Genomic DNA, 24,856 nt, shown 5'->3' with positions numbered 1-24,856 from the left:
CTTTAAATTGAAAAGTTTTTTAGAAAAAACAAAAAAGGTTGTTAACGTTTTGTTAACAACCTTTTATTTATTCATCATACTATATTTTTTTGAAAAATGCGAAGTTTAGTAATTGTTAAAGTTATAGTGAAATAGTGATTATACAAGCTTAGGATTATAAATCATCGTTGAACACTTTGGTAATAATTCAATTTGACACGGGATTTTTTGTTTGATTTTCTTGTGAATACCTTATTTAATACTAATAAATAAGGTAGATATTACACTTTGTTTACAATGTGTTTTTGTATTAATATATTGTAATTTATTTTGATTGATTATGAAATAGAAAATGGAAAAGTGTCAGTAAAGAGTCGGAATAGGTATTTTTCTTTAAAATTTTATTTTTTTTAGTTGAGTTTCTTTCTAGAATTCATTAAATTTTTAATAAAAGTGAGTAGCGCTAATTAATAGGTAGTATAAATCGCAAGATAGAAATAACTGGAGGATAATATAGAGCAATATATTAGAAACATTTGTTACATATTTCTTAAGGATTTCAAAGAAGATTAGTAGAATGAGCTAAGTAATTCAGCTACACTTTTTTATCATCCAAAAATATTGTAGTGATTTTAATTGAAAAGGGAGCATGTTAATGGAGACACAAATCGTTATTGGAGTACCTGGTTTATGGAAAGATAGAAAAGAATTAATACAAGAAGTTGCGAGTAAGAGTGACTATATGTTAGCAGGGAATATTATGCACCATAAGGAGAAGGAGATTGTTTTTGAAATTGATGTATATGAACAAGACACATCTTTAGGAGAAGCTTTTTTCTATGCAAGCGGTGAGCGTTTTGATGAAGAATTGCTTCGGGAATTGGAGAAGCATACTTATACAGTGTATGTTATTGCGAAAGTTGACGATACAGAGAGGTTACAAGAAGTAATTGATGTAGGAATGGAACTCTTAAATGCAGGTGGACTTGCTTTAAAAGTTGAAACAGCAGGTGTAGCTTATTCGAAAGAAGAATGGAAAGAGCTTGTAGAGGATAAGGAAATATTCCCTATGTACTCACACCTTGTAACTTTAGTAGGAGATGAAGAGGGCGGTTATTATTCGTGTGGAATGCAAGCATTTAATCTACCAGATGTTGTTTTAGACGGAGGAATAGATCCGGAAGTAGCTGTAGATTTATTAAATGATTTTAACCTACATAATATATTCGAAAAACCTAATTTGAAAGATGGAGATACAATTAGTTTCACAGAAGATTCCCCAATGTATCGTCTAGCTCATTATATAGATGAACGCTATGAACAAGAGGATCCATTTTATAATCCGTGCGGGGTATGGAAGTTAGAGAGTGCTTCGGCAAAGAAATCTATATTTCAGAAGTTTGGGAGTGTGCTAAAAGGATGGAAAAATACATAAAAGAGCAAATGAGTATATGCGACAAATATAGAGCAGAGTATGTAGAATCCCCGAATGACTTGAAATTAGGAATAGCGCAAAATGTGAAAAGTGGTATCGTTCCGATTAATGGGTTACGAATGCCTGTAGAAAACGGAACGACAGGTTGGTACATTTGGGATGGTGAAGAAATGGGGACAGAAGAAGATTTCTTTCTTCCTTTACACGTTCAACATATTGATGAATGGGTACCTGAAATAAAGAAGTATTTAGGATTACCACCTGGTTGGAGATTTTTAATTGCTAGAGATTACGAGGATGTGTGGTATGATCCGAATTTACTTAATGAAGATTTAGAAGAGGGTTCAGATGCATGGGAAGAAAACATGCTACAAGAGTATGGGTGGCACATGCATATCGTGTTAGCAGAGGATATTGATGGTATTCATGCTAATTATCATACGCATGGTCTAAGAGAAAACTTTAGTCATCAAGATTTACAAATAACATTAAATATGGATCCTGAAGTAGCACATGGTGTTTTTTGTTCCATAATAGAAGAAATAAAGAGTGGAAAAAAGTTTGAACAAGGAATAGAGTACACAAATATTATTGAAGGCTATCCAGTTAGTATGAAGTCTTTCATAGAGCTAGATCGGGAGGTTTTAAGAGTTTTGTTACCTGATGGAAGAGGGATTCTTCCGACTGCATTAGAGTGTGATGAATATTATAAGGCTCAATTAGATGATATTGAAGATTAAGTATTTTAATACACACTGGAAAATGTAGATAAATTTTGTGTATGACATGGATAGGAGAGCGAGATGAAAAGAAGAAGAAAATCCGGAGGGAAAATACAAATGAATCGTTTTACACTTCCTTTATGTTACGGAAGTGAAGCACCATATTATTATTATGAAGTAGCGCCTCATGAAAGAGAGGAACGCTTCCATTTAACATCAGATCTTTGCATAATGGACGATGAACATTACTTTATTAGAGGGTGTTTAGAGCTTCCTATAATTGATTACCATGAAAGTTTTATCTGGACTGTGTGGGTATCACTTAGTAAAGAAAGTTATGATAAAGTACTAGAAAAGTGGGATAAAAGAGGACGAGAAAATAGTGATCCTTATTTTGGCTGGTTATCTGTAGAAATACCAGTTTATTCAGAAACACTAAATTTAAAGACAAATATACATATAAGAGAAGTTGGAATGGCTCCGTTCATCGAATTAGAACCGACTGATCATCCTCTTGCGCTGGAACAAAGAAATGGAATTACTTTAGAGAGAGTTAAAGAAATACAAAAAATTATACAACGACATAATTAGATTAGAAGAGAAAAAACGAGTGATATCACTCGTTTTTTTTATTACACAACATTAGGATTATAAATCATCGTAAAGTGCCCTTGTAATAGTTCAATATGGCATGGTGTATGAAGCGAACTTTCTCCATCTGTATCTACTTCTTTTTCTTCTTCTGTTTCAATATGAATGGATTTTGCTTTTACGTGGAAGATGTCATTTTCATTTGAGCCTTCAAATAATTTCTTTCCGATATAATCTTTAAACGCCTGAATGCCTGTTGATTTTACGACGAAAATATCAAGTGTTCCGTCGTCACATTTTACGTTTGGGATAAAGGACGGGATACCGCCAAGATATTCGCCGTTTCCAACCATAACAAGTACAGCTTCGTCTTCATATACTTGTCCGTCGTAAGTGATTTTTACTGGGAATGGTTCAGCGTTTTTTACAGTTCGAATGGTGCTTAAATAGTAACCAATTTTACCAAGCTTTGCTTTCTCTTCTGCATCAATATTGTTTGATACTTCAGAGACGAGTCCAATACCCCAGAAGTTTAAGAAGTGTTGTCCATTTGCTTTTGCGACATCGATTGGTTTTACATGTCCTTTTGTAATGAGTTTTGCTGCTTCTGCAATATTTTGCGGAACGCCGAGTGTGCGAGAGAAGTCGTTGCAAGTTCCGCCTGGAATGATTGCAAGTGTAGGTCTAGTTTCAAGAGGGGCTAAGCCATTTGTACATTCAAATACAGTTCCGTCACCACCAAAGACGATAATTAAATCTACTTTACTAGCAAACTCCTGACAATATTTTGTTGCATCACCTTGCTTTTTCGTATGAAGGATATGTAAGTCAGGAAAAGCTGCGGCAAGTGGTGGTACGATTTTCGTTAAGTTTGCATGTAAATCACCTTGTCCTGCTTTCGGATTTACGATGAGGAGTACTTTTTCAAATTTTGTCTTTGTCATTTTTATTCTCTCCCTTTGTCTTTTACGAATCGTGATAGAAAATAAACTTCCATCAATAATTGATGGAAGTTTATTTTATTATTCCGTTACAACTGAAGCGATAAATGGTAAGTTACGATATTTTTCTGCGCAGTCAATACCGTAGCCAACGATAAATTCGTCTGGAATTTGGAAGCCAACATATTCAGCTTTTAAGTCCACTTTACGGCGTTCAGGTTTATCAAGTAACGTACAGAATTTCAATGCTTTTGGTTTATGCATAAAGAAGTGATCTTTTAAGAAGTGAAGTGTTAAACCAGAATCGATAATGTCTTCTACGACAATTACGTTTTTTCCAGTAATGTTTACATCGATATCTTTTAATAGTTTTACTTTTCCAGTTGTTTCTGTTTGATTTCCGTAGCTAGATGCAGAGATAAAGTCGATTGTTACTTCGTTTTTAATATGACGAATTAAATCAGCAGCGAATACGAAAGATCCTTTTAATACAGCGATTACTACGATTTCTTCTCCTTCAAAATCACGTTCGATTTGAAGAGCTAGTTCTTTTACTTTTTCTTGTAATTGTTCTTCAGAAATTAAAGTGTCTTTTATTTCAATTTTCATTTGAATCCTCCTACAGTGCAAAACTTGTGAACATTTCGACTGTAAAGGATAGAAAGAAAAAAGTCAAAGAAGATATAAGGTTTTTACAGAAACCCCCCACAAAATAATCAGATGATATGATATACTGATTATATTAAGAAAACGCTTCCATAAAGGGTGATTATGATGAAAAAGAAACAGTATACAAGTGTAACATTTATAAAAGCATTGCTTTTAACAATTGTTCTTGGCATGTTGGCTTACATAATTGATGTACCTGCAATTCGCATTTCACTAATTGGAATGACTTTAGTATTAGGCGCAATTTCCCACGGTATGATGTCGCAGCTGCAAGAAGCTGGACTTGATGATATGAAAGATCATATAGATAAAGTGAAACTTTAATCAGTGGGGGTTTTGTCCATCCCCCACTGATTATTAGTTGAACCAATCGGGCATTTATGGACAGTTATCTCCCACCTAACTTCCTCGCATTCGCCGAATTTTGAGGTGGGAGTCTTACTGCCCGTTAATGCGGGATAAGAAATGAAAAACCTTCACGTATATAGAGTGAAGGTTTTTTCGTTTCTTACAAAAATGTAAGGTAATTTGTAAGACAAATCGATAGTTGCATAGTAGTGTTTTGGATAAACTATAAGTGTAAGGTAAAAGGCAAGCATATTTTAGGTAAATTGAGTTTTAGGCACTCTATATGTGAAAAAGGAGTAGGAGGGCATGGAGAAACATTGGACGACCTTTTCTTTTTTAGCAACTAGTAACACCGTAATACTAGCTGGAGAAATGGATTTTTTGCAGATGTTTGATCGAGAAGACGATCATTCTTCTTCTAAATTTACAATGAAATGGAGTAAGTGGAGCGATAGTTGTAAATTGGAAGAAGAGGCCCCTAACGAAAGGCAAAAAATTATTTTAACAAATCCTATTAAAGCGTGGGTCGTTCAATGTCGTAAGTGTAACGTCAAAAATCACTTCAAGAAAACTGAGCCGAGACAATTAGTTATCACTCCGGCCCTTTCTACTTCTCAATCACGCGAAAGTAACAAATAAATATCGAGACACACACCCGAAAAAACATCGTATATATTGCGATGTTTTTTTATTTTTCTACAATGAAATCTTTAAATGAAATATATTTCATCTGCATCTTATATTTATATCTGTTGTTTATTCTAGTGATACATCCGATGCGAAGTGATGTAAAACGTATAAGAGGAGAGAAATAAAATGAAAAAAAAACTATTACCAATTTGTGCAATGGCACTTTTAACAGTAGGATATTCTTCAGTAGCGAGTGCTTCTACCGGAACATTAACAAAGGAAGAATCAGCGCAAATGCAGCAAGATGCAGCTAAAAAAGAAGAAGCAATTAAGGTACAGCAAAAAAATGATATAGAGAAAAAGCAAGCGGCACAAGTACAAGAAAAAAGTGATATGGCTAAAAAAGAGGAAGCAATAAAAGCCGAGAAAAAGAGTGAAGAAGAGAAAAAGAGAATAGCGCAAGAACAGTTAAAAAGTGATATGGCAAAAAAAGAAGTAGCGATAAAAGACGGGCAAAAAAATGATGCAGTTAAAAAAGAAGTAGCAAAGCCAGTTGTACAAGGTGAAAAATTACCAAACACAGCATCAAATAATGTAGCAATGATGGCGCTAAGCGCATGTCTTGTAGGGATAGGGACATTATTTGGTTTGAATCGTCGTAATAAAGTTAAGGCATAAATAAAATATTTTTCTATAAAGAACGGGATAATTTCATATATTAAAAATGGTAGGTTATTCCTACCATTTTTTGCATGGAGGGATGGAACGTGAAGTTACTCAATTATATCGGTATCATATTGATGGTCATAGGGCTATTCATGGGATCGTATTACGCTGTGGAATGGTATAAAGGAAAAAGCTCTGCTCAAGAATTAACGAAAGAAGAAATAAAGAGCCTTAAAAATATACAAGATAATCAACTTTCATATGAAACACCAGTAACGTCTCAAGTACCTTCTTCTCAAACAGAACATAAAGAAGGAGAAAAGGTAGCGATGTTAAATATACCGAAAATAAAGAAGAAGTTTTCTATATATTGGGGAGCGAATGATGCAACTTTGAAAAAAGGAGTTGGTATGTTTGTTAGCGATTTAACGACAACTCCATCTGGAGGAGGACATACTGTACTCAGTGGGCATCGAGATACTGTATTTACAGATTTAGGAGAGTTAAAAGAAAAGGATACTCTTATTTTAGAGTATGATAATAAAACTTACACATATGAAATTCAAAAGACATGGATTACCCATGCGGATGATCGTACTGTTATTATAAAAAAAGAAGAACCAATATTAACACTGACGACTTGCTATCCGTTTGATTATATAGGAGATGCACCGGATCGATATATTATTGAAGCGAAGTTAACTGGTAGTTATTCAAAATGAAATTGTAGTTTTTGAAAGCGGGAGGGGGATACATAAGTTATGTCAAAGAACATTTTAATTGTTGAAGATGAAGATATATTACGTGAAATATTAAAAGACTATTTTTTGAGTGAACAATATATAGTGTTTGAAGCAAGAGATGGGAAAGAAGCCTTAGTTGTATTTGAAGAAGAAGAGGTTGATTTAGTTATTCTAGATATTATGTTGCCAGAACTCGATGGATGGTCTGTTTGCCGAAGAATCCGTAAGACGTCCGAGGTTCCTATTATTATGTTGACGGCGCGTGTAGATGAAGATGATACGTTACTTGGCTTTGAACTTGGGGCAGATGACTATGTGACGAAGCCGTATAGTCCGCCAATTTTATTAGCAAGAGCGAAAAGGTTGTTGGAAAGTAGAAAAGCAACAAAGAAACCTTTAGAGAATGAAGATGATACGTTATCAATTCACGGCATTCATGTCCATTTCCCGTCACGTACTGTTACTGTTGATGAGGCAGACATTAGTTTAACACATACAGAGTTTGAAATATTAGTGTATTTCATGAAAAATCAGGGGATTGTTTTAACGAGAGAGCAACTCATTTCAAGGATTTGGGGATATGAGTTTGCTGGGGATGATCGCACAGTAAATAGTCATATTCGTAATTTGCGAAATAAATTAGGAGAGAAAGCAAAGTGCATTACAACTGTGGTGCGAACCGGTTATAAATTCGAGGGGAACATATGAGAAAAGGGATTGTACTTAAATTATTTACCCTTACAACAGCTCTATGTATGTTGATTTTAGCGACGATATTTATTGGACAAACGATATTTTTCAAGCAATATTATGCAAATAGAAAAGTGGAAGATATTAAAGTGAATTTAAATTCCTTTGCAAAGAACTATTTAAATTATGCAGGAAGTGCAGAAGGAATTCAGAAACTGGAGCAAGACTTTTTTAGAGAAAATAATACGTGGATTACGACATTAGATCAGAATGGGAATTTAAAACATGTGGATGATTTTTATTTTGAGGTAACGATAGACCGTAGGCAACAAAAAAGCTTTGGACAACAAATATTCAAGATTCCCTTATACAATCTCGTCAATATAGAGGAGATTGATAATAAATCATCAGATCAGTTTTTAGGACAAGAAATTTATTTTTCTGGAGTGAAACAAGAAGATAGCTTCATTCCATTCTCTTTCGCGTTAAGTAAGCAAAATTTAAATGGATCTAATAAACCGTTAGAAAAAGCGTTTCAGGAGAAAATGAAATTAGATGAGGAGAAAAAGAAATTAGATGAGGAGAAAAAGAGAGCAGCTCAAGAGCAACTTGTTAAGGAAAAGAAACCAGCTGTTCAGGAACAAGCTACTCAGGAATTAGGTGCTTACATAGGAGGACGTGTTACGAAAGTACAGTTCCCCGATGTAAAAGGTCCTGTGAATCCAATTTATAAAAATAGTTTATTCTTAGATAGCATAAAAGAATTTCAAGCTGATTTATTACTAAAAGAAAACAATCAAATACAATATGCAACACAAACAATGGACTATGAAAAGAATGATATAAAATATAAATTATTAATCAAACCAATAAAAGAAAAAGATGGATCGGTGACATACATATACGCGATGGCTTCTTTACAACCTGTAGATGAGGCTGTACAAATGGTACAAGATTATTACATTTACATTATTGCGTTTGTAGTCATTCTTATTTTTCTAGCTTCTTTCTATTATTCAAAACAAATTGCAAAACCGTTATTAAAAATAAATGATACAACGAAGAAAATAGCACATTTAGACTTTACAGAAAAAATCCCGATTACTTCAAAAGATGAAATTGGTGATTTATCAAAAAATATTAATACACTATCTAATAAATTACATTCACATATTGGGCAGCTTGAACAAGATATTGAGAAGGAAAGAAAATTAGAAAATACGAGAAAAGAATTTATTTCAGGTGTTTCACATGAATTAAAAACACCGCTGAGTATTATGAAAAGCTGTATTTCTATTTTAAAAGATGGGGTAGCTGAACATAAGAAAGACTACTATTTTCAGGCGATGGAAAAAGAAGTAGACAAGATGGATATACTAATTTTGGATATGCTTGAATTAGCTAAATTTGAGTCTGGCACATACAACATGAAGATGGATTCTTTCTATATCGATGGAATGATTGAAGAAATATGTGAACAGCTTTCATCGGAGATAGAGAAAAAAGAACTGAGTGTGCACAAGCATATATGTCCAGCTGAAGTGGTTGGGAATCAAAATAGAATTGAACAAGTAATAGTGAACTTCATTACGAATGCAATACGTTATACACCAGAAAAAGAAGATATTATTCTTTCCGTAATAGATGAGAAGAATCGTATAGAAGTGTGTATTGAAAATAAAGGTTCTCACATTGAAGAAGAACAATTAGATAAAATTTGGGATCGTTTTTATCGTGTGGATGCGGCGCGGAAACGTTCACAAGGTGGAACAGGACTCGGCCTTGCGATTTCAAAAAATATTTTAGAACTGCACAATGCTGAATATGGGGTAAAGAATACCGAAGATGGTGTGTTATTTTACTTCTATTTACCGAAAAAAGCGTAGACAATACATGTTACGCTTTTTTAATTTAATTTCATATTATCTTTACCTAATCTTTATTTTTAAACAGTATACTTTGAATAGAAAATGAGGTTATGTAAGGAGTAGATTAGCCGTGAATAGCAATTTACTAGGTGTGATGGTATTTATTTTCTTTTGTGCATTTATTGTATTTATTATTGATATTACTCATTGAGAGCTTTGATAAAAAAAAGAGCGCTAATTAAGCGCCTTTTTTTTGTGAATTCATTTGATAAGCACCAATGCTTTTGAATAAGCGTGGTGAAGTTGTAAATAAAAGAAGTAGTAATACAGTACATAATGTGAAAGAAGCGAGCATTGTACTGCCGTTTACAATTAATGAATATAAGACGGCTGATTGCCCTTTTGGTGCATATTGGCCCCAAAAGATAATACCTGCAATAAAGTGCCAGAAATAACGTGCAAGGCTGCCAATAAATGTTGCAAAGATAATATAAGCAATGGTTTTCTTTCTTTGATTATTCATTAATGTTTGCTGAATTGGCTTATAAAATAATCCAGCAAATCCAATGAATGCGAAAGCAACGAAGTATTCAATGATTACTTGAATTGGTGTGACGATAATTGCATCGCCTACAACAATTTGTAAAAGTCCCCAAATTAAGCCTCCTAAGAAAGCCATTTTGAAGCCCCAGCGGTATGCGATAATAAAAATAGGAATCATAGCAAATGAAATGGAACCGCCTGTTGGAAGTTTAATTGATAATGGTAAAATGTCGATAATCAAGGCGAAGGCTGCAAGAATTGCAGATTCGATCATCGCTTGTAAATTGGTGTTACGCATGTTGTCTCCCCCTAAATCCAAGTTGCACAAAAAAGAACATTATCATAGGAGGATACGAAATACGTAAATAAAAAAGAGGTATGTATTTCGGACGTTTGCACAATCCCTGCGTTAGCATTAACTAACAGGTTCAAAGGGTCGGAACGAAATGTTCCCTCTCAGCGGTAAGGCTCCCCCTGTGATAACGAGATTCTTTATTTGTTATTGTTTATTGTAATTGAAATGGATGAGAATGGCAAATGTACCGTGTATGACAATTATTGAAATATAATTGTATCGAAATGTTAATAAATATGAAGCAAAAAGATATAGTCCAAGTGAAATAGAGTATGATATAATTTGTTTGAAAATAATTATCATTCTCTTCTGAGGGGGAAGGTTATGAGCTTAGTAGATATTAAAATTGGTGAGAAAGTGTTAGTAAAAAGTATTCAGTCGTTAGATCAGTTATTAAAGCGTAGACTAGCTGCTTTCGGTCTTGCGGAAGGAAGCGAGCTTCGCATAAAACAGAAAGCGATGTTTAAAGGTCCTTGTACATTGGAGTGTCGCGGACAGTTAATTAGTATTCGTCATTGTGACGCGAAAATGATAAAGGTGGAATTAGCGTGAATAAGGTTGCTTTGCTAGGAAATCCGAATACAGGGAAAACATCATTATTTAATGCACTTACTGGTTCTTATGAGTATGTAGGAAACTGGAGCGGTGTAACAGTAGAAAAGAAGGTTGGTAAATTAAAAGATAAGCAAGGAACATTAATTGATTTGCCAGGCGTCTATGATTTGAATCCAGTTTCACGTGATGAAGGTGTCGTTACGAATTTTCTACTAACAGACGAATTTCATCATATGTTAAATATAGTGGATTCCTCGCAATTTGAGCGAAATATGCATTTAACATTGCAATTACTTGAATTTGGTAAGCCCGTTTCAATTGGTTTAAATATGGTTGATGTGGCAAAGCAAAGAGGAATTGTGATTAATGTAAAACGGTTATCAGAAATATTAGGTGTAACAGTCGTTCCTGTCATCGCAAGAACCGGAAAAGGCTGTGAAGAATTACTTACTACTCTTCATGAAGAGAAACAAAAAGAGAAAAAGCCATTTGTTATTTCATATGGTGTACAAATGGATGAAGGGATTGGAGAGATAATTGCTCTTTTAGAGACAGCGAATTATGAGCATCCGAGGTGGTTAACCCTTCAATTTTTAAGCAATAACGAAGTAGTAGAAAAAGAAATGAAAGCATTACCAATTTATAAGGAACTTATAGCCATTCGATCTCGTTTAGATGGAAAACTTGATTGTACGTTGGAGGAGCACATTTACAAGACTCGTGAAGCGTATATTGAAAAGTTAAAAACAAATGTTATGCAGCATGAGAAAGAAGGAAAAATTCCTTTTTCGGAAAAAATCGATCAGTTAATTACACATAAAATTTTAGGACTTCCAATCTTTTTAGCAGTTATGTTTTTTATTTTTCAGGTTACGTTTACGTGGATTGGTACACCTTTATCGGATATGCTTGATGGATTTTTTGGAGGACAACTTACTGATTGGGTTACAGCTGGGCTCACAAGTGTTGGCGCTTCTGATTTTATTCAAGCACTCGTTACAGAAGGTATTATTGCTGGAGTTGGTGCGGTATTAGTATTCGTTCCACAAATCTTTGCACTATTCTTCTTCATTTCATTATTAGAAGACTCAGGATATATGGCACGAATTGCAGTTGTTATGGATAGAATTATGGAGTTTTTCGGTTTAAACGGAAAAGCGTTCATTCCGATGATTATCGGCTTTGGATGTAACGTTCCAGGTATTATGGCAGCGAGAACGATTGAACAAGAGAAAGAACGTTTACTTACAGTTCTTGTAACACCATTTATGTCTTGTTCAGCACGTTTACCTGTATATGCATTATTTGCGGGAGTGTTCTTCCCTAATAGTCAGGCAACTGTTGTGTTCTCTTTATACATTGCAGGTATTGTTCTTGCGTTACTTGTTACAAAAATTATGTCTCTTACTATTTTAAAAGCAGAAAAATCTATTTTTGTAATTGAACTACCGCCTTACCGTGTGCCGCAAGCGAAAACGTTATGGCTGAGCACGTGGGAGAAAGGTAAAGGATTTGTTCGTAAAGCAGGTACATTCATCTTCGGTGGTTCTGTTGTCATTTGGCTATTAAACTATGCAGGTCCATCAGGATTTGGTGTTGATATGGGAGACAGTTACTTAGCAATGATTGGTGGTTTTATCGCGCCACTATTCGCACCGCTCGGCTTTGGAACGTGGCAAGCTGGGGCATCCCTTTTAACAGGATTTTTGGCAAAAGAAGTTGTCGTTTCAACAATGGCGATTATTTATGCGGTTAAAGAAGATGTGCTAGGAAATGTAATGGGGGCACATTATACTGCTTTATCAGCGTATGCATTTATGTTCTTTGTTTTATTATATGTTCCGTGCTTAGCGACAGTAGCTGTTATTAGACGCGAAACTGGATCGATGAAATGGACAGTTTTCTCTGTCGTTTATCCGCTCGTTGTTGCTTATGTATTAACGCTCATTATATACCAAGTTGGGTCCTTACTCGGATTCTAGAAGGAGATGTATCGCGGTGATGGTCAATATTATAATTGGAGCTATCATTTTTGGTTATGCAGCATATACGTTAGTTAATTTTGTAAAGAGAAGTAAAAAAGGAAAATGCGCAGCATGCTCTTTAAGTAAGTCATGTCAGTCGCAAACTTGTAGTCCAGATATGGAGCAAATCGCTCATAAATAGAAAAAAGCTTTGCGAATTTCGCAAAGCTTTTTTACTTATTTTTTAATTGTAACAAGCTGAGCTGCTTCTACACCGTTCTTTCCAGGGAATTCTTTACTAGGGTCCTTATCGAATTTTAGTACACCTACAGATTTTTCTTCACCTTTTACATTGCCGTAAGTTGCATCATCAACAATAGCGAACATGTCTGCATATGCGCGGCCACTACCGATAATTGTGTTGCCTTCATATTTTAATTTCGCGCCATCAATTGTAGCATTTTCTACTTTATCTTTTGCGAATAATACACCTTGGTCTGCTGTTACAGCTGGTAATTTATCAAGTGGTTTCGTTTCGTCTTTTTCATCAACTTTTTGTAGTAATTCTTTCTTAACAAGTTCTTCACCAGTTTTCTTATCCATTACAAGAACTTTTTTATCTTCTAGCGTTGTAAGCTTCATTTTGTATACATCTTTTTCTTTTACTTCTTTTTTATTTTTATCTGCAATTTGCGCTACTTGTTCTTCTGTTCCGTATAATACAAAGCCGTTCGCTTTTTCTCCTAATAAAGAACAACCTGATAATGCTCCGAATGAAATTGCTGCTGCTAATCCGATTCCTACTAATTTTTTCATGATGATTTCTCCTTTTTATATGTTTTATAGTAAATACAGTTTCTGTATTAGTCCTTACATTATGAGAAGCTTTTTTGTTATTTCGTTGCTTCTGGTATTAGTGTATAAGAAATATGGAGATGCAACTATCGAGTTAGCTTACAGTAACATTACAATTATGTAATTGAGTGAAAGTACGTAAAAATAAGTTAATTTTTGTGGGAAGAAATAATAAGAATATAGTAGGAATACAATATTCTATCTAGAATGTCATATTATATTGTATGTATTTTGGAAATAACATGTAAGGACATCTTAGTTTTGTTATAATAAACACATAGGTTGTAAAAATGAATATTCTTACTGAAAAGGGAGATTTTTAATTTTCCAAGTAGTGAATTTGAAATATGAGGTATATCATAGGAGGAATTTGGATGTCTGTATTTAAACGATTAAGAGATTTAACAATGTCGAATGTGTATTCATTAATTGAAAAAGCTGAAGATCCAGTTAAGATGACGGATCAATATTTACGCGATATGCAAGCGGATGTACAAGAAGCTGAGAAAAGTGTAGCAGCTCAAATCGCACTTGAGAAGAAATTCAAAATATTATTTGAAGAGCAAGAAGCACTTGTGAAAAAACGTGAAGAGCAAGCACATATGGCTGTTCAAGCTAGCAACTTAGATCTTGCGCGCCGTGCTCTAGAAGAAAAACAAAATGCAGAGCAAAAGATGAATGAGTATAAAGCAAGCTATGAGCAAAACAAAGCTGCTGCTGATAACCTTCGCCTTAAGCTAGAAGAAATGCGTAAACAATTAACAGAGCTGAAAAATAAGCGTGAAACACTTGTAGCGCGTGTAAATGCAGCGAAAGCACAAAAGAATATTAATCAGGCGATGTCTGGATTCGATTCAAATTCAGCAAAAGCTGGTTTAAGCCGTATGGAAGAGAAAGCACTTCAATTAGAGGCTGAAGCAGAAGCAAGCGGTGAAATTTACAAGAAAGAAAAGTCGTTAGATGATGAATTTGCAAGCTTAAACAAAAATTCTGTTGTTGACGATGAATTAGCTCGTATTATGAAGCAGTATGAGAAATAATATAGAATAGACAAAGAAGCCGACATGTCTGAAGAGAATTCATGTCGGTTTTCTATTACCTTTTAGAGGAGGTTTTGCAATGACGTGGACGAATGTTTTAGCGATGCTTGTATGGACTGGAGCAAGTGCGGTACTTTTATTTGCAATTATGTGGGTTGATTCGATTTTTACAAAATACAATGATTTAAAAGAAATAAAAAATGGGAACACAGCTGTGACAACACGTTTCGTTATGAAGCTATTCGCTCAAGGATACATCTTGTCACAATCAATTACGAAAGCGAATGATTTATGGCAAGCACTTCTTGCCTCAGCAGTTTCTTTCGTTATTTTATTAGTTGTAGAAATGTTTATTGAATTTGTTTTAAGAAAAATGGCAGGTCTTGATTTAGAAGAAGGAACGAAAGAAGGCAGCGTAGCGCATGCGATGTTAGCTGGTTCATTACATATTGTTGGTGCATTTATTTTAGGTGCTTGTTTATAAAGAGAGAAGGAGGGGTAGATTGTGAGCTTATTTAAACGTATTAAAAATATAATGAAAAGCCCAGAGCCGCCGAAGCCAGAAAAGAGTCTTTTAACGTTGGCTCCTGGCGATATGATTGAAGTTTCGTTAGTCATGTATGAATTAACTGGGAAAACGAGCATGCATTCTCGTAAGGAGATTGTTTTAACGCTGCAGGACGGGAAAGACATTCGCTATTTAAAAATTGAAGACCGTGAAAATACGTATTACAAATTGTATACACCGATTGATGGTCGTTTAGATTCAATTGATGAAATTCCGACGACAATTGAAATGGATGATATAGAGTATCATATGGAAGAACAATATAATGGACGTGTTGTTGTTATGGGGAAAACGCCATTCGCTGCTTCAGAAGAACAGTACGTATGGGAATTCCAGTCTGACAACCGCAAATTATTACGTGTTGAATGGCAAAATGGTCGCACAATGATGTATGAGGGAGAAGCAATTATTCCTGCTGATGTACAAATCATAAGAGCAACATAAGGGGGGCGTAATCATGTCAAACCGATTGTTTACCATGATTAAATCGTTCGTGATCCCTATACTTGCTATCGTTACATTACTTGTTATTGCCGGTTATGCTTTATCGGGCTGTCAAAGTGGTCAGGCGAAGTCAATTCAGGACCGTTATCCGCTAGAGTCTGTCGCAAAGGATGGTAAACAAGAATCTTACGTGTATAGGGCCGCCAATCGGTCAGTTCCTGAAGTTGCAAAGGAACTTATAGCCGAAAGGAAACCGAAGCAAGCATCTAAAGAAGACGAAAATCAAATGTTCCTCGTTTATTCTGATAAAATGTATAATTTACAAAAGGATAAAGAGAAACCATCTGATACGTTAATTGAAATAAGTAATGAAGAATTTGTCCGTCAAAATTACCAACCATCCTTCTTACAAGGATATATTATGGGGAGTATATTAAACGATATATTCGGTTCACGAAAATCATCATATGGTGATTATCGCGGATATAATGACAGACAAAATCATAAACCGGTTATTCCGGAAAGACCACCTACGAAAGAAGAAAAGAAAACCCCGCCTCCAATTACGAAGGAAGGGAAAGGATCTATTATTAAGCGAGGAGATAATGTAGATCCGAAATCATCTGTAGGTGATAAAGGAAGTATTACGGAAAAAGGAAGTAAAACGACGCCTCCGCCTTCTACCGGAAGCAAAGGGAAAATTACGAAAAATCCAGGTGGTTCGAGCGGATCTGATGTGAAGCCGAAATCATCTATTAAAACGCCACCAAAGAATACGTCTCCCCCGAAAACAAGGGTTGGCGGTTCAGGGAAAATTACGAAGAGAAGATAGTATAGAGACCGAAAAGTGGAATTTGCTTTTCGGTCTTTTTTTATTATGGAAATTAATTCTTTTTATCTGGTACAATTAAGGGATAAGGAGGGGATAGTATGACTATGTATAAAAGATTTAGTTTGATTATGTTCCTCGTATTATTCCTCAGTTTGTTTATTAGTACAACGATGAAATTTCACTTTGTAGTAGGTATTGTATGGATACTATGTACATGTACTCTATTTCTATATATTCCGCTGCGCTTTCAAGATGAAGTGACTGCCTTTCAAAAATACGTAGCATGGATTAAAAGCGGAGGAAGATGGGGGGAGTAAAATTATATCAGCGATTTTTGAAATATATCGATTTACCGACAAAAACTGACAACGGTAGCAACTTAATAATAAGAAGAGGCTGTGCCAAAATGTTGGCACAGCCTCGTTTTTCATAACGATTAATGAATATCATGCTTCTTGAAATTACCGCCTTTTACTTCTGCTACGTCATACACTGTAATAAAGGCATTTGGATCAATTTCATGAATAAGTTCTTTCATTTTACTTTCTTCTAAACGGTTAATTACACAAGAGATTTCTTTAAATTTCTCTCTTGAATACCCACCATAAACTTCATTGTATGTTGCACTTCGACCTAAACGATCACGAATTGTTTCTACTATTAATTCAGGTTCTTTTGTAATGATTTTAAACGTTTTAGAACCACTTAAACCAACTTCAACAATATGAATTACTTTAGAAGCGATAAAGTAAGCAATCGCTGAAAGGATAGCTCCTTGAAGACCAAATACTGTTGAGACAAAAATAAAGACAAACATATTTAAGAATAAGATAAGATCACTTGTTCCAAATGGTAACTTTCTAGAAAGTAATACGGCTAGCATATCGATTCCATCTAATGCCCCGCCATTACGTAATGCTAGTCCCATACCAAAACCGATAATAATACCACCAACAACAGTAATTAAAAGTGTATCGCCCTCAATAATTGTTGGCACTCCGTGCATGAGAACGGTACCTACTGCTAGTGAAGCAATCCCGATAATAGAATAAAGTGCAAAGCTTTTACCGATTTGTTTATATCCTAACCAAACGAAAGGGATGTTAACGACTGCGATTAGAAGACCTAATGGTAACCCGAATAATCTTGAACTAACGATACTTAAACCAGTTACACCACCGTCGGATACGTTATTTGGAATTAATACGGCTTCTAATCCGTACGCTGTGATAAATGCCCCAATAATAATCATCAAAGCTTTAAAAGCGATTTTTAGCTTATTGGGTTTGTTTTTCATAATTCTCTCCATATAATTTCCTCGTTTCAAACTAGTTTCGTATTTGTTACATAATTCACATCTAAATTTCATTCTAACATTTTATTTGAAAAAATTCTCCTTTAATGGATGTATGCAGGGAATATTATCACCATATTACCATTAAAATATTTTTGGAATTCGTATAAAAAATCCCATCCGTTCAAAGGATGGGAGGTTGTTAAGAAAATATAAAACTAACTACTGTTAGGAATAAAGAGAATCCTAAAATAGTTCCGCACACTTTCATATGTCGTTTACGTCCCATAACGACGATTGCAACATATTCGCGAATCATTGCGTTAGGCCAGTAATAAAATGCTGTTTTTGATCCGATTCCTTGGCTATTCAGACTGGCTTGTTTTGCATATATACCAGCTCGGAAAAGATGGAAATTATTCGTTGTAAAGATACTTTTATACTTACCTTCAGGCTTTAATGAATCCATAATTTCTTTAGAGAACGACATATTTTGATATGTGTTTACAGAGCGATTTTCTTGCACTGTATGTTCAAGAGGAATTCCTTTTTCAACCGCATAATTTTGCATCGCTTCTGCTTCAGGAAGCCCTTCATCTGGACCTTGTCCACCAGAGAAAATAATTGTTGGTGGTGTATTCACAGCTGCTTGTTTCCAATAGAAGTCGATAGCTTTATTAATACGACTTGCAAGTAAAGGTGGCACTTTGTCATTAATTAAGCCGCTACCAAGAACGATGATGAAATCTTGATTACGTCTCGGTCTATTGAATTGGTATAGAAAATAAGCGCTTAAGAAGTTAGATAAATGTATAAAGAAATACATAGTTATAAGAGAAATACCAGCAAAAATAAATTGAAAGTGTGTTGAGACTAAACTTGCTGGATTTATGATAGGGAGTAGCATAAAGAATAAAATCCCTAAAGCTGCAATTAAAGTTAAAGAGTTTGTAAAGCGTCTTCCTTCACGCTTCATCAAGATTCTCGCATTAAGAAATAGCCCAAACATTAAAGCGACTATAGCAAAAGGTATCATTACAATTAGCGCTATCATGGGAATAATAACGATAAAATGTAAAGCGTTATTACCAGATGCAAACGAGACGACTGCACAAAATAATAGAAAAGAACAGAAAAAGGCATTAAATAAAAAGCCATTTATTATTTTTCGCGGATCTTTTAAGTAAGAGATAAGAAAAATAATAAACAATATAAGAGGAATAATTCCAAAATACATAAATATAGTACACCTCAATTTTTATGATGTTTTTATTGCACCCCTAATACTACATGATTTTGAAGTTATTAATAATTAAAATAACGATTCGGAATTTTCTCAATAAATGATATAGATAAATATGATAAAATGTATTCAAAGCGATATATTAAAAGTAAAATGGTTTAGAGGGCACTCTGTAGAGTGTCTTTTTCTTTGAAATATGTAATTTTGCATATTTTGTTCCTTTTTAATGAAAGAGGATTAAAATATAAATTGTGGATACATGCTATAAAGCAGAATTGTATACAAACATTAGCCTCTACTCTTTTTGTATCTAACAATCTTGTAACGATTAATGATTCTGTTTTCTAGTGTGTGTTTACGAAAAGTGGGATGGGCTGTATATAAACAGGGGAAATGGCGTCTTTTTAAAAGGCGCCTTTTTGTTGTTTAGTGTAGATAGTTATCACTGTTGATATAGTGGAAAATATCTATACTAAACATTAGCAATCTTCCGTATAAAGATTATCAATTTACTATATATTCCAGCGGTGTTAAGCTACATATGAAAGGCTTTCTTTTTCAAAATATTACCCCTAATAAAATTTTGAAGAAGTCAACTGTCTCCAAACTAGCTATTCATGGTATGAGAAAAAGCACTCTTCTGAGTGCTTTTTCTCATATAAATAAGCTATTTTTATAGGCATTTTTCATACACTGAAAGTAACGAAATGAAAGTAGGTGACAAAATGCCAGCTATTGTTGAAGGTGTTATTATTGAAAACTGTAACGGAACAATTAACTTAGGTGATAAATATAACGTACATCCAATTGAAAAAACGAAAGCTTATAATGGATCGGGATCTTCAAATACCGGATTAAATGTGAGGACATTCAGTGGTATTAGTACGGCAGATGTAACGGATAACGATGTGTATGACCAAGTAATTCAATCTACGTTATAATTTTTATATGTAAAATTGCATAAAGTGATGTGTTTGCTCTGTGATATAATTTAGTTGTGAGCTGTTAGTGATTCTTCTTTATCATAGTTGTTAGATTAGAAATGTAACATCTTATCGAAAATCATACGTATAAGAAAAAAGACACTTCGCTCGAAGTGTCTTTTTTCATTTTAGTGATACCCTTTAGCAGAGTCTTTATGAATTTTATTTTTAAATATGCTGTAGCTCCAAAGCTGATATCCAATAACGATTGGTACCATGACGATTGCAACGAAGAACATAATTTTTAAGTTTAATTCACTACCGGCTGCGTTATATAACGTTGTGCTGTATGCGTCGTTAATACGTGATGGTAACATTCTTGGGAACATACCTGCAAAACCAGTTGTCATAAACATTGCGATTGTTAAGCAAACGAATGTGAATGCAAGGCCAATTTTATGTTTGTACACCATAATAAGTGCGAGTACACTCATTAACATTGCAAGTACTGGAAGAATGAATAGTACAGGATATTCCGTGAAGTTTTGGAATAAATTTGTACGATTTGCAGTTGCGACATAGAAGATAGCTAAAATGATAGCAGCTGCCATTGAAAATGGTCTTGCGATTTTATAAGCACGATCAGATACTTCGCCAGTTGTTTTAATCATAATCCAAAGGGCACCAGATACGACGAATATAGCAGTGAAGAAAAGACCACCTAAAATACCGTAATGGTTTAGTAAGCTAAGTAAATTTCCTTCATAACCGTTTTTTCCGATTTGTAGTCCGTAATATAGGTTAGCGAATGTAACACCGAATAAGAAGGCGATTAGGAAACTACCAATTGTAAATGCCCATTTACAAGTTTTTTGCCAAATTGGTGAATCGTCTTTATGCATAAATTCAAGTCCAGCGGCACGAGAAAATAGTGCAAGTAATACTAAAAATAGTGGTGTATACAGGTAACTAAACATATTTGCATATGTGATTGGGAAGGCGGCAAATGTTGCGCCACCAGCTGTAATTAACCATACTTCATTACCACCCCAGAACGGGCCAATAGCTTCTTGTAATTGATTTCGTTCTTGTCGGTCTTTCGCAACGAATGGGAAAATCATCCCGTTACCGAGTGCGTAGCCATCAAGAATGAAGTAAACTGTCCAAATTACGCCCCATAAACCGAACCAGATGACTGCAAGCATATCATGAGACATGAGCTGTACCTCCTTCAGTAGCAGGTTCTTCTAATGCAGCTGGTCCTTTTTTCGCGAACTTCAGCATTAAGTATACGTCTGCAATTAAGAGTAAAGTGTAGAACAATATTAAACTAATTAATGAGAACCAAATTTGTGGAACTGATATAGGTGACACAGATTCTGCTGTACGCATTAGTTTATAAACTGTCCACGGTTGACGACCTACTTCAGCAACAATCCAACCAGCGTTAATTGCAATATAAGGAAGTAAGACAGACCACATTGTAATTTTTAAATAACGTTTTGATTTTTCTAGTTTTCCTTTTCGGTTTAAATAGAAACCGAACCAAGTTAATGCCATAAAGAACATGCCAAGTGCCACCATTAAGCGGAAGCTATAGTACACGAGGTTAACGTTTGGACGATCTTCTTTCGGAATATCTTTTAAACCAACAATTTCTCCATCAAATGAGTTTGTATAGAAGAAACTTCCGAGTTTTGGAATAGTAAGGAATTCAAAGTTCTTTTCGTTTTTCACATCAGGAATTTGAATGATTGAGAAGCCTTGTCCTTTTCCAGTTTCCCAAACAGCTTCCATTGCAGCTCCTTTTGCTGGTTGATACTTAGCTGCTGATACACCGGATTGATGTCCCATAAAAGGTGTAATAGTTGCTGCGAATAACCCTAACATTAAACCAAACTTAAATGATTTTTTGAAGAATTCCACTTCATTTTTACGTAGTAAGTGGTATGCACTAATTGCCATAACGAAGAAAGCACCGACAATATAACAACCAATTACAGTATGGAAGAACATATTCCATGCATATGGATTTGTAACAAGAGCCCAGAAGTCATTTAATTCAGCGCGGCCATTACGTACTACATAGCCAACAGGATTTTGCATAAAGCCGTTTGCTGTAATAATCCAAAGGGCAGAAATATTTGTTCCAAGTGCAACCATCCACATACAGAAAGCACGGAATTTTGGTGAGATTTTATCTTTACCGAATAACCATATTCCCATGAAAGTAGATTCTAAGAAGAAGGCAACAAGTGCTTCGATTGCAAGAGGTGATCCGAAAATATCTCCCATATATTTGGAGTACTCAGACCAGTTTGTTCCAAATTGGAACTCCATCGTAATCCCGGTTATAATCCCCATTACGAAGTTAATTGTAAATAATTTACCCCAGAAATTTGCCATTTTGCGGTATGTTGGATTCAATGTGCGGGCGTATTGAGTTTCCATACATGCTACTAAAATAACAAGTCCGATTGTCAAAGGTACAAATAAAAAGTGATAAAAAATAGTAATTGCAAATTGAAAACGACTCAGTAACAAAACGTCGGACATAATAAATATTCACTCCTTTTTACATTATCTACAATTAGTTTATAGTGAGAATAGGGGGAAAGTATGTGTGACTTGTTACAAAGCTGTGTGTATATTTTGAAAGAATTATGTCGATTATCTAAAAGTATCCGTTTTTTACTATAAAGCAATATCCTTTTTGAGTTTTTCATATTTTGGTACACTATCTATGTAGTGTAAATGAGAGAAAAGAGGGTTTTTACTATGAAGTCATTAGAAGAGATTTTGCAGTACAATGAAAAATTCGTTGAAGAGAAGAAATATGAAGAGTTTGTAGCTGGGAAATTTCCAAATAAAAAAATGGTAATTATCTCTTGTATGGATACACGTCTTGTTGAATTATTACCGAAAGCAATGAATATGCGTAACGGTGATGTGAAAATTATTAAAGTAGCAGGCGCGGTTATTTCGCATCCATTTGGAAGTATTATGCGTAGTATTTTAGTTGCTGTATATGAACTTGGTGCTGAAGAAGTATGTGTTGTTGGTCACCACGATTGTGGTATGGCAAAAATTCAAGCAAGCAGTACGATCGAAAAAATGAAAGAGCGCGGTGTAACAGAAGAAAAATTAGATACACTTCGTTATTCTGGAATTGATTTAGAACAATTCTTACGAGGGTTCTCTAGTGTAGAAGAAAGTGTAGAACATAGTGTATCAGTACTTCGCAACCATCCGTTACTTCCTGAAGAAGTGCCTGTTCACGGTCTTGTTATTCACCCTGACACAGGAAAATTAGATGTAGTTGTGAATGGCTACGACAATTAAGAATTTACTTTGTCATCCTTTTTATCTGGGACAGGATCAAATCCTCCTGGATGGAAAGGGTGACATTTTAATATACGCTTACATGTAAGCCAAAATCCTTTGAAGGCACCGTGTTTTTGAAACGCTTCTAATCCATAATGAGAGCAAGTCGGATGAAAGCGGCACGTTGGCGGTGTCATCGGAGAAATGAACTTTTGATAAAAGCGTATAATACCGATAAAAATCTGTTTCATAATGGTCTCCTTTTCAGCATAGTCTTAAAGTATTATAGCACGACCGTACATAATTCTTTACTAATGTCGATTTCCGTTATATCATATTGGATATAACGGAATTAAATTAAAAGCGGGAGAGATGTTGTATGCCATCAGTAGAAAGCTTTGAATTAGACCATACGATTGTAAAGGCGCCTTATGTAAGACATTGCGGAGTCCACAATGTAGGTAGTGACGGTATTGTAAATAAATTTGATATTCGTTTCTGCCAACCGAATAAACAAGCAATGAAACCAGATGTTATTCATACGTTAGAACATTTATTAGCATTTAATTTACGTAAATATATTGATCGTTATCCGCATTTTGATATTATCGATATTTCACCAATGGGCTGCCAAACAGGGTATTACCTTGTTGTAAGCGGAACACCGACGGTTCGAGAAATCATTGATTTATTAGAACTAACATTAAAAGATGCGGTTCAAATTACAGAAATTCCAGCTGCAAATGAAACGCAGTGTGGCCAAGCGAAGCTTCATGACTTAGAAGGAGCACAACGCTTAATGAACTTCTGGCTAAGCCAAGATAAAGATGAACTTGAGAAAGTGTTTGGATAAAAAGGAAAACTGCCTGTTAAAGGGCAGTTTTTTCTTTTGTAGAAATGGGATGTATTGATTTAGTGAGTGCTTCCACAGGAGAGATGTCTAAACGCTACGGTTATATTTATGTTGATAAGCATGATGACGGATCTGGAACGTTAGAGCGTAAAAAGAAAAACTCATTCTTCTGGTATAAAGATGTTATTAATACTAATGGAGAAATACTTTAATATGCGTTTAAAAAAGAAGAGCAGGAATGCTCTTCTTTTTTTATGAAAGTAGACTAGACACCCCAACATATAAAATAAAGGCAGAACCGAGAAAATAAACAAATGCTTTTGTTTTTTGCCGCTCTTTTATTTCATCAATTCCAAAAAGGATAAACATAATACTTAAAAGGATAAATACGAATGGTAAAAGCATAGAGAAGTTTGCAAAGAGGTTAAGTAGAGCGAGAATAAGAGCGATAGTAGCTATTATAATTCGAAAGTTTTTTAACATGAAATCCTCCTTAGTAGAAGTATTATTATCGAGAGACAAGAATAAGAATGACAATAATTAAAGTAAAGACGCCAGAAAAGAAAGAGAGTGTACTATTTACTTTATTCTGTTTCTGTTTCTCCTCTGCACTTATGATGAAAGTCATAATAGATAAGGCAATAAGCATATAGGGCATCGTAACAAGTGGGTTTCTAAACATTCCATATAGAGCGAGAGCGATGACGATGAGTGCGGATATAATACGAAATACTTTTAGCATACTATTCTCCACCTTTTTTGTTTAGATTATCCTCAAATT

The 24,856-nt window shown here is 34.7% G+C and carries 31 protein-coding genes, 1 pseudogene and 1 riboswitch; of the genes and pseudogenes, 21 read left to right on the top strand and 11 right to left on the bottom strand.

The window, feature by feature from the left end:
- Positions 1 to 634: 634 nt before the first annotated feature.
- From EXW56_RS23090 to EXW56_RS23080, 3 genes are all read left to right on the top strand, one after another.
- Positions 635 to 1,414 (top strand): DUF4261 domain-containing protein, encoded by a 780-nt coding sequence (locus tag EXW56_RS23090; protein ID WP_215596990.1) that lies wholly within the window; start codon positions 635 to 637, stop codon positions 1,412 to 1,414.
- Positions 1,399 to 2,154: a DUF4262 domain-containing protein gene (locus EXW56_RS23085; RefSeq protein ID WP_215596989.1), complete on the top strand. Its 756-nt coding sequence runs from the start codon at positions 1,399 to 1,401 to the stop codon at positions 2,152 to 2,154. Before EXW56_RS23090 ends, EXW56_RS23085 begins: the two co-directional genes overlap by 16 nt.
- A 63-nt stretch (positions 2,155 to 2,217) precedes the next feature.
- Positions 2,218 to 2,727 (top strand): DUF2199 domain-containing protein, encoded by a 510-nt coding sequence (locus EXW56_RS23080; RefSeq protein WP_215596988.1) that lies wholly within the window; start codon positions 2,218 to 2,220, stop codon positions 2,725 to 2,727.
- A gap of 41 nt (positions 2,728 to 2,768) precedes the next feature.
- Here the strand turns inward: EXW56_RS23080 and EXW56_RS23075 are convergent, their stop codons facing one another.
- On the bottom strand, positions 2,769 to 3,671 hold the full coding sequence (locus tag EXW56_RS23075) for a diacylglycerol/lipid kinase family protein (protein WP_215596987.1): 903 nt from the start codon (positions 3,669 to 3,671) through the stop codon (positions 2,769 to 2,771).
- Between the two features lie 78 nt (positions 3,672 to 3,749).
- A complete protein-coding gene (gene hpt / locus EXW56_RS23070) occupies positions 3,750 to 4,277 on the bottom strand; it encodes a hypoxanthine phosphoribosyltransferase (RefSeq protein ID WP_000687586.1) in 528 nt (175 codons plus the stop codon).
- A gap of 162 nt (positions 4,278 to 4,439) precedes the next feature.
- Between hpt and EXW56_RS23065 the strand changes: the two genes are divergently transcribed.
- From EXW56_RS23065 to EXW56_RS23040, 6 genes are all read left to right on the top strand, one after another.
- Entirely contained in the window at positions 4,440 to 4,661 is a 222-nt protein-coding gene (locus EXW56_RS23065) for a hypothetical protein (RefSeq protein ID WP_002112485.1), read from the top strand.
- Between the two features lie 330 nt (positions 4,662 to 4,991).
- On the top strand, positions 4,992 to 5,324 hold the full coding sequence (locus tag EXW56_RS23060) for a hypothetical protein (RefSeq protein WP_002199030.1): 333 nt from the start codon (positions 4,992 to 4,994) through the stop codon (positions 5,322 to 5,324).
- 177 nt (positions 5,325 to 5,501) lie between these two features.
- On the top strand, positions 5,502 to 5,993 hold the full coding sequence (locus EXW56_RS23055; RefSeq protein WP_002199031.1) for an LPXTG cell wall anchor domain-containing protein: 492 nt from the start codon (positions 5,502 to 5,504) through the stop codon (positions 5,991 to 5,993).
- Positions 5,994 to 6,082: 89 nt separating this feature from the next.
- A complete protein-coding gene (locus tag EXW56_RS23050; protein WP_002199032.1) occupies positions 6,083 to 6,703 on the top strand; it encodes a class D sortase in 621 nt (206 codons plus the stop codon).
- 39 nt (positions 6,704 to 6,742) lie between these two features.
- Positions 6,743 to 7,432: a response regulator transcription factor gene (locus tag EXW56_RS23045; RefSeq protein WP_002199033.1), complete on the top strand. Its 690-nt coding sequence runs from the start codon at positions 6,743 to 6,745 to the stop codon at positions 7,430 to 7,432.
- On the top strand, positions 7,429 to 9,300 hold the full coding sequence (locus EXW56_RS23040) for a sensor histidine kinase (RefSeq protein ID WP_215596986.1): 1,872 nt from the start codon (positions 7,429 to 7,431) through the stop codon (positions 9,298 to 9,300). Before EXW56_RS23045 ends, EXW56_RS23040 begins: the two co-directional genes overlap by 4 nt.
- 220 nt (positions 9,301 to 9,520) lie before the next feature.
- Here EXW56_RS23040 and thiT read toward each other — a convergent pair whose 3' ends face one another.
- Positions 9,521 to 10,144: an energy-coupled thiamine transporter ThiT gene (gene thiT / locus EXW56_RS23035; protein WP_215597589.1), complete on the bottom strand. Its 624-nt coding sequence runs from the start codon at positions 10,142 to 10,144 to the stop codon at positions 9,521 to 9,523.
- Between the two features lie 64 nt (positions 10,145 to 10,208).
- A riboswitch (TPP riboswitch) is annotated at positions 10,209 to 10,310 on the bottom strand.
- Positions 10,311 to 10,504: 194 nt separating this feature from the next.
- Here thiT and EXW56_RS23030 point away from each other — a divergent pair.
- The 3 genes from EXW56_RS23030 to EXW56_RS23020 are packed head-to-tail and all read left to right on the top strand — an operon-like array spanning position 10,505 to position 12,901.
- Positions 10,505 to 10,732 carry a FeoA family protein gene (locus tag EXW56_RS23030; RefSeq protein ID WP_000060510.1) on the top strand — a complete coding sequence of 76 codons (228 nt, stop codon included), beginning with the start codon at positions 10,505 to 10,507 and terminating at the stop codon, positions 10,730 to 10,732.
- Positions 10,729 to 12,717: a ferrous iron transport protein B gene (feoB, locus tag EXW56_RS23025; RefSeq protein WP_002199036.1), complete on the top strand. Its 1,989-nt coding sequence runs from the start codon at positions 10,729 to 10,731 to the stop codon at positions 12,715 to 12,717. The genes EXW56_RS23030 and feoB overlap by 4 nt, the downstream gene beginning before the upstream one ends.
- 16 nt (positions 12,718 to 12,733) lie before the next feature.
- Positions 12,734 to 12,901 (top strand): FeoB-associated Cys-rich membrane protein, encoded by a 168-nt coding sequence (locus EXW56_RS23020; protein WP_000989601.1) that lies wholly within the window; start codon positions 12,734 to 12,736, stop codon positions 12,899 to 12,901.
- Between the two features lie 35 nt (positions 12,902 to 12,936).
- Here EXW56_RS23020 and EXW56_RS23015 read toward each other — a convergent pair whose 3' ends face one another.
- A complete protein-coding gene (locus EXW56_RS23015) occupies positions 12,937 to 13,515 on the bottom strand; it encodes a lipoprotein BA_5634 family protein (protein ID WP_002199037.1) in 579 nt (192 codons plus the stop codon).
- A 413-nt stretch (positions 13,516 to 13,928) separates the two neighbouring features.
- Between EXW56_RS23015 and EXW56_RS23010 the strand changes: the two genes are divergently transcribed.
- The 5 genes from EXW56_RS23010 (at position 13,929) to EXW56_RS22990 (ending at position 16,755) form a co-directional block, all read left to right on the top strand.
- Positions 13,929 to 14,594 carry a PspA/IM30 family protein gene (locus EXW56_RS23010; RefSeq protein WP_002015754.1) on the top strand — a complete coding sequence of 222 codons (666 nt, stop codon included), beginning with the start codon at positions 13,929 to 13,931 and terminating at the stop codon, positions 14,592 to 14,594.
- A 79-nt stretch (positions 14,595 to 14,673) separates the two neighbouring features.
- Entirely contained in the window at positions 14,674 to 15,078 is a 405-nt protein-coding gene (locus tag EXW56_RS23005; RefSeq protein WP_002123337.1) for a DUF350 domain-containing protein, read from the top strand.
- Positions 15,079 to 15,099: 21 nt separating this feature from the next.
- Positions 15,100 to 15,606: a DUF4178 domain-containing protein gene (locus EXW56_RS23000; protein WP_000051748.1), complete on the top strand. Its 507-nt coding sequence runs from the start codon at positions 15,100 to 15,102 to the stop codon at positions 15,604 to 15,606.
- Positions 15,607 to 15,619: 13 nt separating this feature from the next.
- On the top strand, positions 15,620 to 16,438 hold the full coding sequence (locus EXW56_RS22995) for a DUF4247 domain-containing protein (protein ID WP_002199038.1): 819 nt from the start codon (positions 15,620 to 15,622) through the stop codon (positions 16,436 to 16,438).
- A 98-nt stretch (positions 16,439 to 16,536) separates the two neighbouring features.
- The gene (locus EXW56_RS22990; protein WP_215596985.1) at positions 16,537 to 16,755 is read left to right on the top strand and encodes a hypothetical protein; all 219 of its coding nucleotides are present in this window, start codon (positions 16,537 to 16,539) and stop codon (positions 16,753 to 16,755) included.
- A gap of 119 nt (positions 16,756 to 16,874) precedes the next feature.
- Here EXW56_RS22990 and EXW56_RS22985 read toward each other — a convergent pair whose 3' ends face one another.
- Positions 16,875 to 17,747 carry a YitT family protein gene (locus tag EXW56_RS22985; protein ID WP_016106459.1) on the bottom strand — a complete coding sequence of 291 codons (873 nt, stop codon included), beginning with the start codon at positions 17,745 to 17,747 and terminating at the stop codon, positions 16,875 to 16,877.
- A gap of 187 nt (positions 17,748 to 17,934) precedes the next feature.
- Positions 17,935 to 18,969 (bottom strand): YdcF family protein, encoded by a 1,035-nt coding sequence (locus EXW56_RS22980; RefSeq protein ID WP_078173918.1) that lies wholly within the window; start codon positions 18,967 to 18,969, stop codon positions 17,935 to 17,937.
- A 713-nt stretch (positions 18,970 to 19,682) separates the two neighbouring features.
- Here EXW56_RS22980 and EXW56_RS22975 point away from each other — a divergent pair.
- Positions 19,683 to 19,916 carry a spore germination protein gene (locus EXW56_RS22975; RefSeq protein WP_002015747.1) on the top strand — a complete coding sequence of 78 codons (234 nt, stop codon included), beginning with the start codon at positions 19,683 to 19,685 and terminating at the stop codon, positions 19,914 to 19,916.
- A gap of 170 nt (positions 19,917 to 20,086) precedes the next feature.
- On the opposite strand, the gene cydB is transcribed toward EXW56_RS22975, so the two are convergent.
- Positions 20,087 to 21,115 carry a cytochrome d ubiquinol oxidase subunit II gene (cydB, locus tag EXW56_RS22970; protein WP_215596984.1) on the bottom strand — a complete coding sequence of 343 codons (1,029 nt, stop codon included), beginning with the start codon at positions 21,113 to 21,115 and terminating at the stop codon, positions 20,087 to 20,089.
- Entirely contained in the window at positions 21,105 to 22,454 is a 1,350-nt protein-coding gene (gene cydA, locus EXW56_RS22965; RefSeq protein ID WP_002199043.1) for a cytochrome ubiquinol oxidase subunit I, read from the bottom strand. Before cydA ends, cydB begins: the two co-directional genes overlap by 11 nt.
- 222 nt (positions 22,455 to 22,676) lie before the next feature.
- Between cydA and EXW56_RS22960 the strand changes: the two genes are divergently transcribed.
- A complete protein-coding gene (locus EXW56_RS22960) occupies positions 22,677 to 23,240 on the top strand; it encodes a beta-class carbonic anhydrase (RefSeq protein ID WP_002112461.1) in 564 nt (187 codons plus the stop codon).
- On the opposite strand, the gene yidD is transcribed toward EXW56_RS22960, so the two are convergent.
- Positions 23,237 to 23,473: a membrane protein insertion efficiency factor YidD gene (yidD, locus tag EXW56_RS22955; protein ID WP_002112460.1), complete on the bottom strand. Its 237-nt coding sequence runs from the start codon at positions 23,471 to 23,473 to the stop codon at positions 23,237 to 23,239. The two genes, EXW56_RS22960 and yidD, sit on opposite strands and share 4 nt — an antisense overlap.
- Positions 23,474 to 23,601: 128 nt before the next feature.
- Here yidD and luxS point away from each other — a divergent pair, with 128 nt between their 5' ends.
- On the top strand, positions 23,602 to 24,075 hold the full coding sequence (gene luxS / locus EXW56_RS22950) for an S-ribosylhomocysteine lyase LuxS (protein WP_001141371.1): 474 nt from the start codon (positions 23,602 to 23,604) through the stop codon (positions 24,073 to 24,075).
- A 44-nt stretch (positions 24,076 to 24,119) separates the two neighbouring features.
- Positions 24,120 to 24,287: pseudogene (locus EXW56_RS22945) on the top strand (family 1 glycosylhydrolase); the annotation flags it as partial.
- A 40-nt stretch (positions 24,288 to 24,327) separates the two neighbouring features.
- On the opposite strand, the gene EXW56_RS22940 reads toward EXW56_RS22945, so the two are convergent.
- Together EXW56_RS22940 and EXW56_RS22935 are read right to left on the bottom strand one after the other, a co-directional pair.
- Positions 24,328 to 24,558 (bottom strand): YczI family protein, encoded by a 231-nt coding sequence (locus EXW56_RS22940; protein ID WP_002199048.1) that lies wholly within the window; start codon positions 24,556 to 24,558, stop codon positions 24,328 to 24,330.
- 25 nt (positions 24,559 to 24,583) lie between these two features.
- The gene (locus tag EXW56_RS22935; protein WP_002199049.1) at positions 24,584 to 24,817 is read right to left on the bottom strand and encodes a DUF3953 domain-containing protein; all 234 of its coding nucleotides are present in this window, start codon (positions 24,815 to 24,817) and stop codon (positions 24,584 to 24,586) included.
- Positions 24,818 to 24,856: the final 39 nt, after the last annotated feature.

Source organism: Bacillus mycoides (assembly GCF_018742245.1).
Taxonomy (GTDB): domain Bacteria; phylum Bacillota; class Bacilli; order Bacillales; family Bacillaceae_G; genus Bacillus_A; species Bacillus_A cereus_U.
The sequence above is the reverse complement of the archived record's forward strand: the minus strand, read 5'-3'. Positions and strand labels throughout refer to the sequence as shown.

Coding starts and splice junctions, on each gene's coding strand:
- EXW56_RS23030 (WP_000060510.1), top strand. CDS start 10,505: ATGAGCTTAGTAGATATTAAAATTGGTGAGAAAGTGTTAGTAAAAAGT.
- EXW56_RS23045 (WP_002199033.1), top strand. CDS start 6,743: ATGTCAAAGAACATTTTAATTGTTGAAGATGAAGATATATTACGTGAA.
- EXW56_RS22980 (WP_078173918.1), bottom strand. CDS start 18,969: ATGTATTTTGGAATTATTCCTCTTATATTGTTTATTATTTTTCTTATC.
- EXW56_RS22975 (WP_002015747.1), top strand. CDS start 19,683: ATGAAAGTAGGTGACAAAATGCCAGCTATTGTTGAAGGTGTTATTATT.
- EXW56_RS23075 (WP_215596987.1), bottom strand. CDS start 3,671: ATGACAAAGACAAAATTTGAAAAAGTACTCCTCATCGTAAATCCGAAA.
- EXW56_RS23055 (WP_002199031.1), top strand. CDS start 5,502: ATGAAAAAAAAACTATTACCAATTTGTGCAATGGCACTTTTAACAGTA.
- EXW56_RS23085 (WP_215596989.1), top strand. CDS start 1,399: ATGGAAAAATACATAAAAGAGCAAATGAGTATATGCGACAAATATAGA.
- yidD (WP_002112460.1), bottom strand. CDS start 23,473: ATGAAACAGATTTTTATCGGTATTATACGCTTTTATCAAAAGTTCATT.
- EXW56_RS22990 (WP_215596985.1), top strand. CDS start 16,537: ATGACTATGTATAAAAGATTTAGTTTGATTATGTTCCTCGTATTATTC.
- EXW56_RS22960 (WP_002112461.1), top strand. CDS start 22,677: ATGAAGTCATTAGAAGAGATTTTGCAGTACAATGAAAAATTCGTTGAA.
- cydA (WP_002199043.1), bottom strand. CDS start 22,454: ATGTCCGACGTTTTGTTACTGAGTCGTTTTCAATTTGCAATTACTATT.
- EXW56_RS22995 (WP_002199038.1), top strand. CDS start 15,620: ATGTCAAACCGATTGTTTACCATGATTAAATCGTTCGTGATCCCTATA.
- EXW56_RS23060 (WP_002199030.1), top strand. CDS start 4,992: ATGGAGAAACATTGGACGACCTTTTCTTTTTTAGCAACTAGTAACACC.
- EXW56_RS23090 (WP_215596990.1), top strand. CDS start 635: ATGGAGACACAAATCGTTATTGGAGTACCTGGTTTATGGAAAGATAGA.
- EXW56_RS22940 (WP_002199048.1), bottom strand. CDS start 24,558: ATGTTAAAAAACTTTCGAATTATAATAGCTACTATCGCTCTTATTCTC.
- EXW56_RS23080 (WP_215596988.1), top strand. CDS start 2,218: ATGAAAAGAAGAAGAAAATCCGGAGGGAAAATACAAATGAATCGTTTT.
- cydB (WP_215596984.1), bottom strand. CDS start 21,115: ATGTCTCATGATATGCTTGCAGTCATCTGGTTCGGTTTATGGGGCGTA.
- EXW56_RS23065 (WP_002112485.1), top strand. CDS start 4,440: ATGATGAAAAAGAAACAGTATACAAGTGTAACATTTATAAAAGCATTG.
- EXW56_RS23040 (WP_215596986.1), top strand. CDS start 7,429: ATGAGAAAAGGGATTGTACTTAAATTATTTACCCTTACAACAGCTCTA.
- luxS (WP_001141371.1), top strand. CDS start 23,602: ATGCCATCAGTAGAAAGCTTTGAATTAGACCATACGATTGTAAAGGCG.
- EXW56_RS22935 (WP_002199049.1), bottom strand. CDS start 24,817: ATGCTAAAAGTATTTCGTATTATATCCGCACTCATCGTCATCGCTCTC.
- hpt (WP_000687586.1), bottom strand. CDS start 4,277: ATGAAAATTGAAATAAAAGACACTTTAATTTCTGAAGAACAATTACAA.
- EXW56_RS22985 (WP_016106459.1), bottom strand. CDS start 17,747: ATGGAGAGAATTATGAAAAACAAACCCAATAAGCTAAAAATCGCTTTT.
- EXW56_RS23005 (WP_002123337.1), top strand. CDS start 14,674: ATGACGTGGACGAATGTTTTAGCGATGCTTGTATGGACTGGAGCAAGT.
- EXW56_RS23010 (WP_002015754.1), top strand. CDS start 13,929: ATGTCTGTATTTAAACGATTAAGAGATTTAACAATGTCGAATGTGTAT.
- EXW56_RS23015 (WP_002199037.1), bottom strand. CDS start 13,515: ATGAAAAAATTAGTAGGAATCGGATTAGCAGCAGCAATTTCATTCGGA.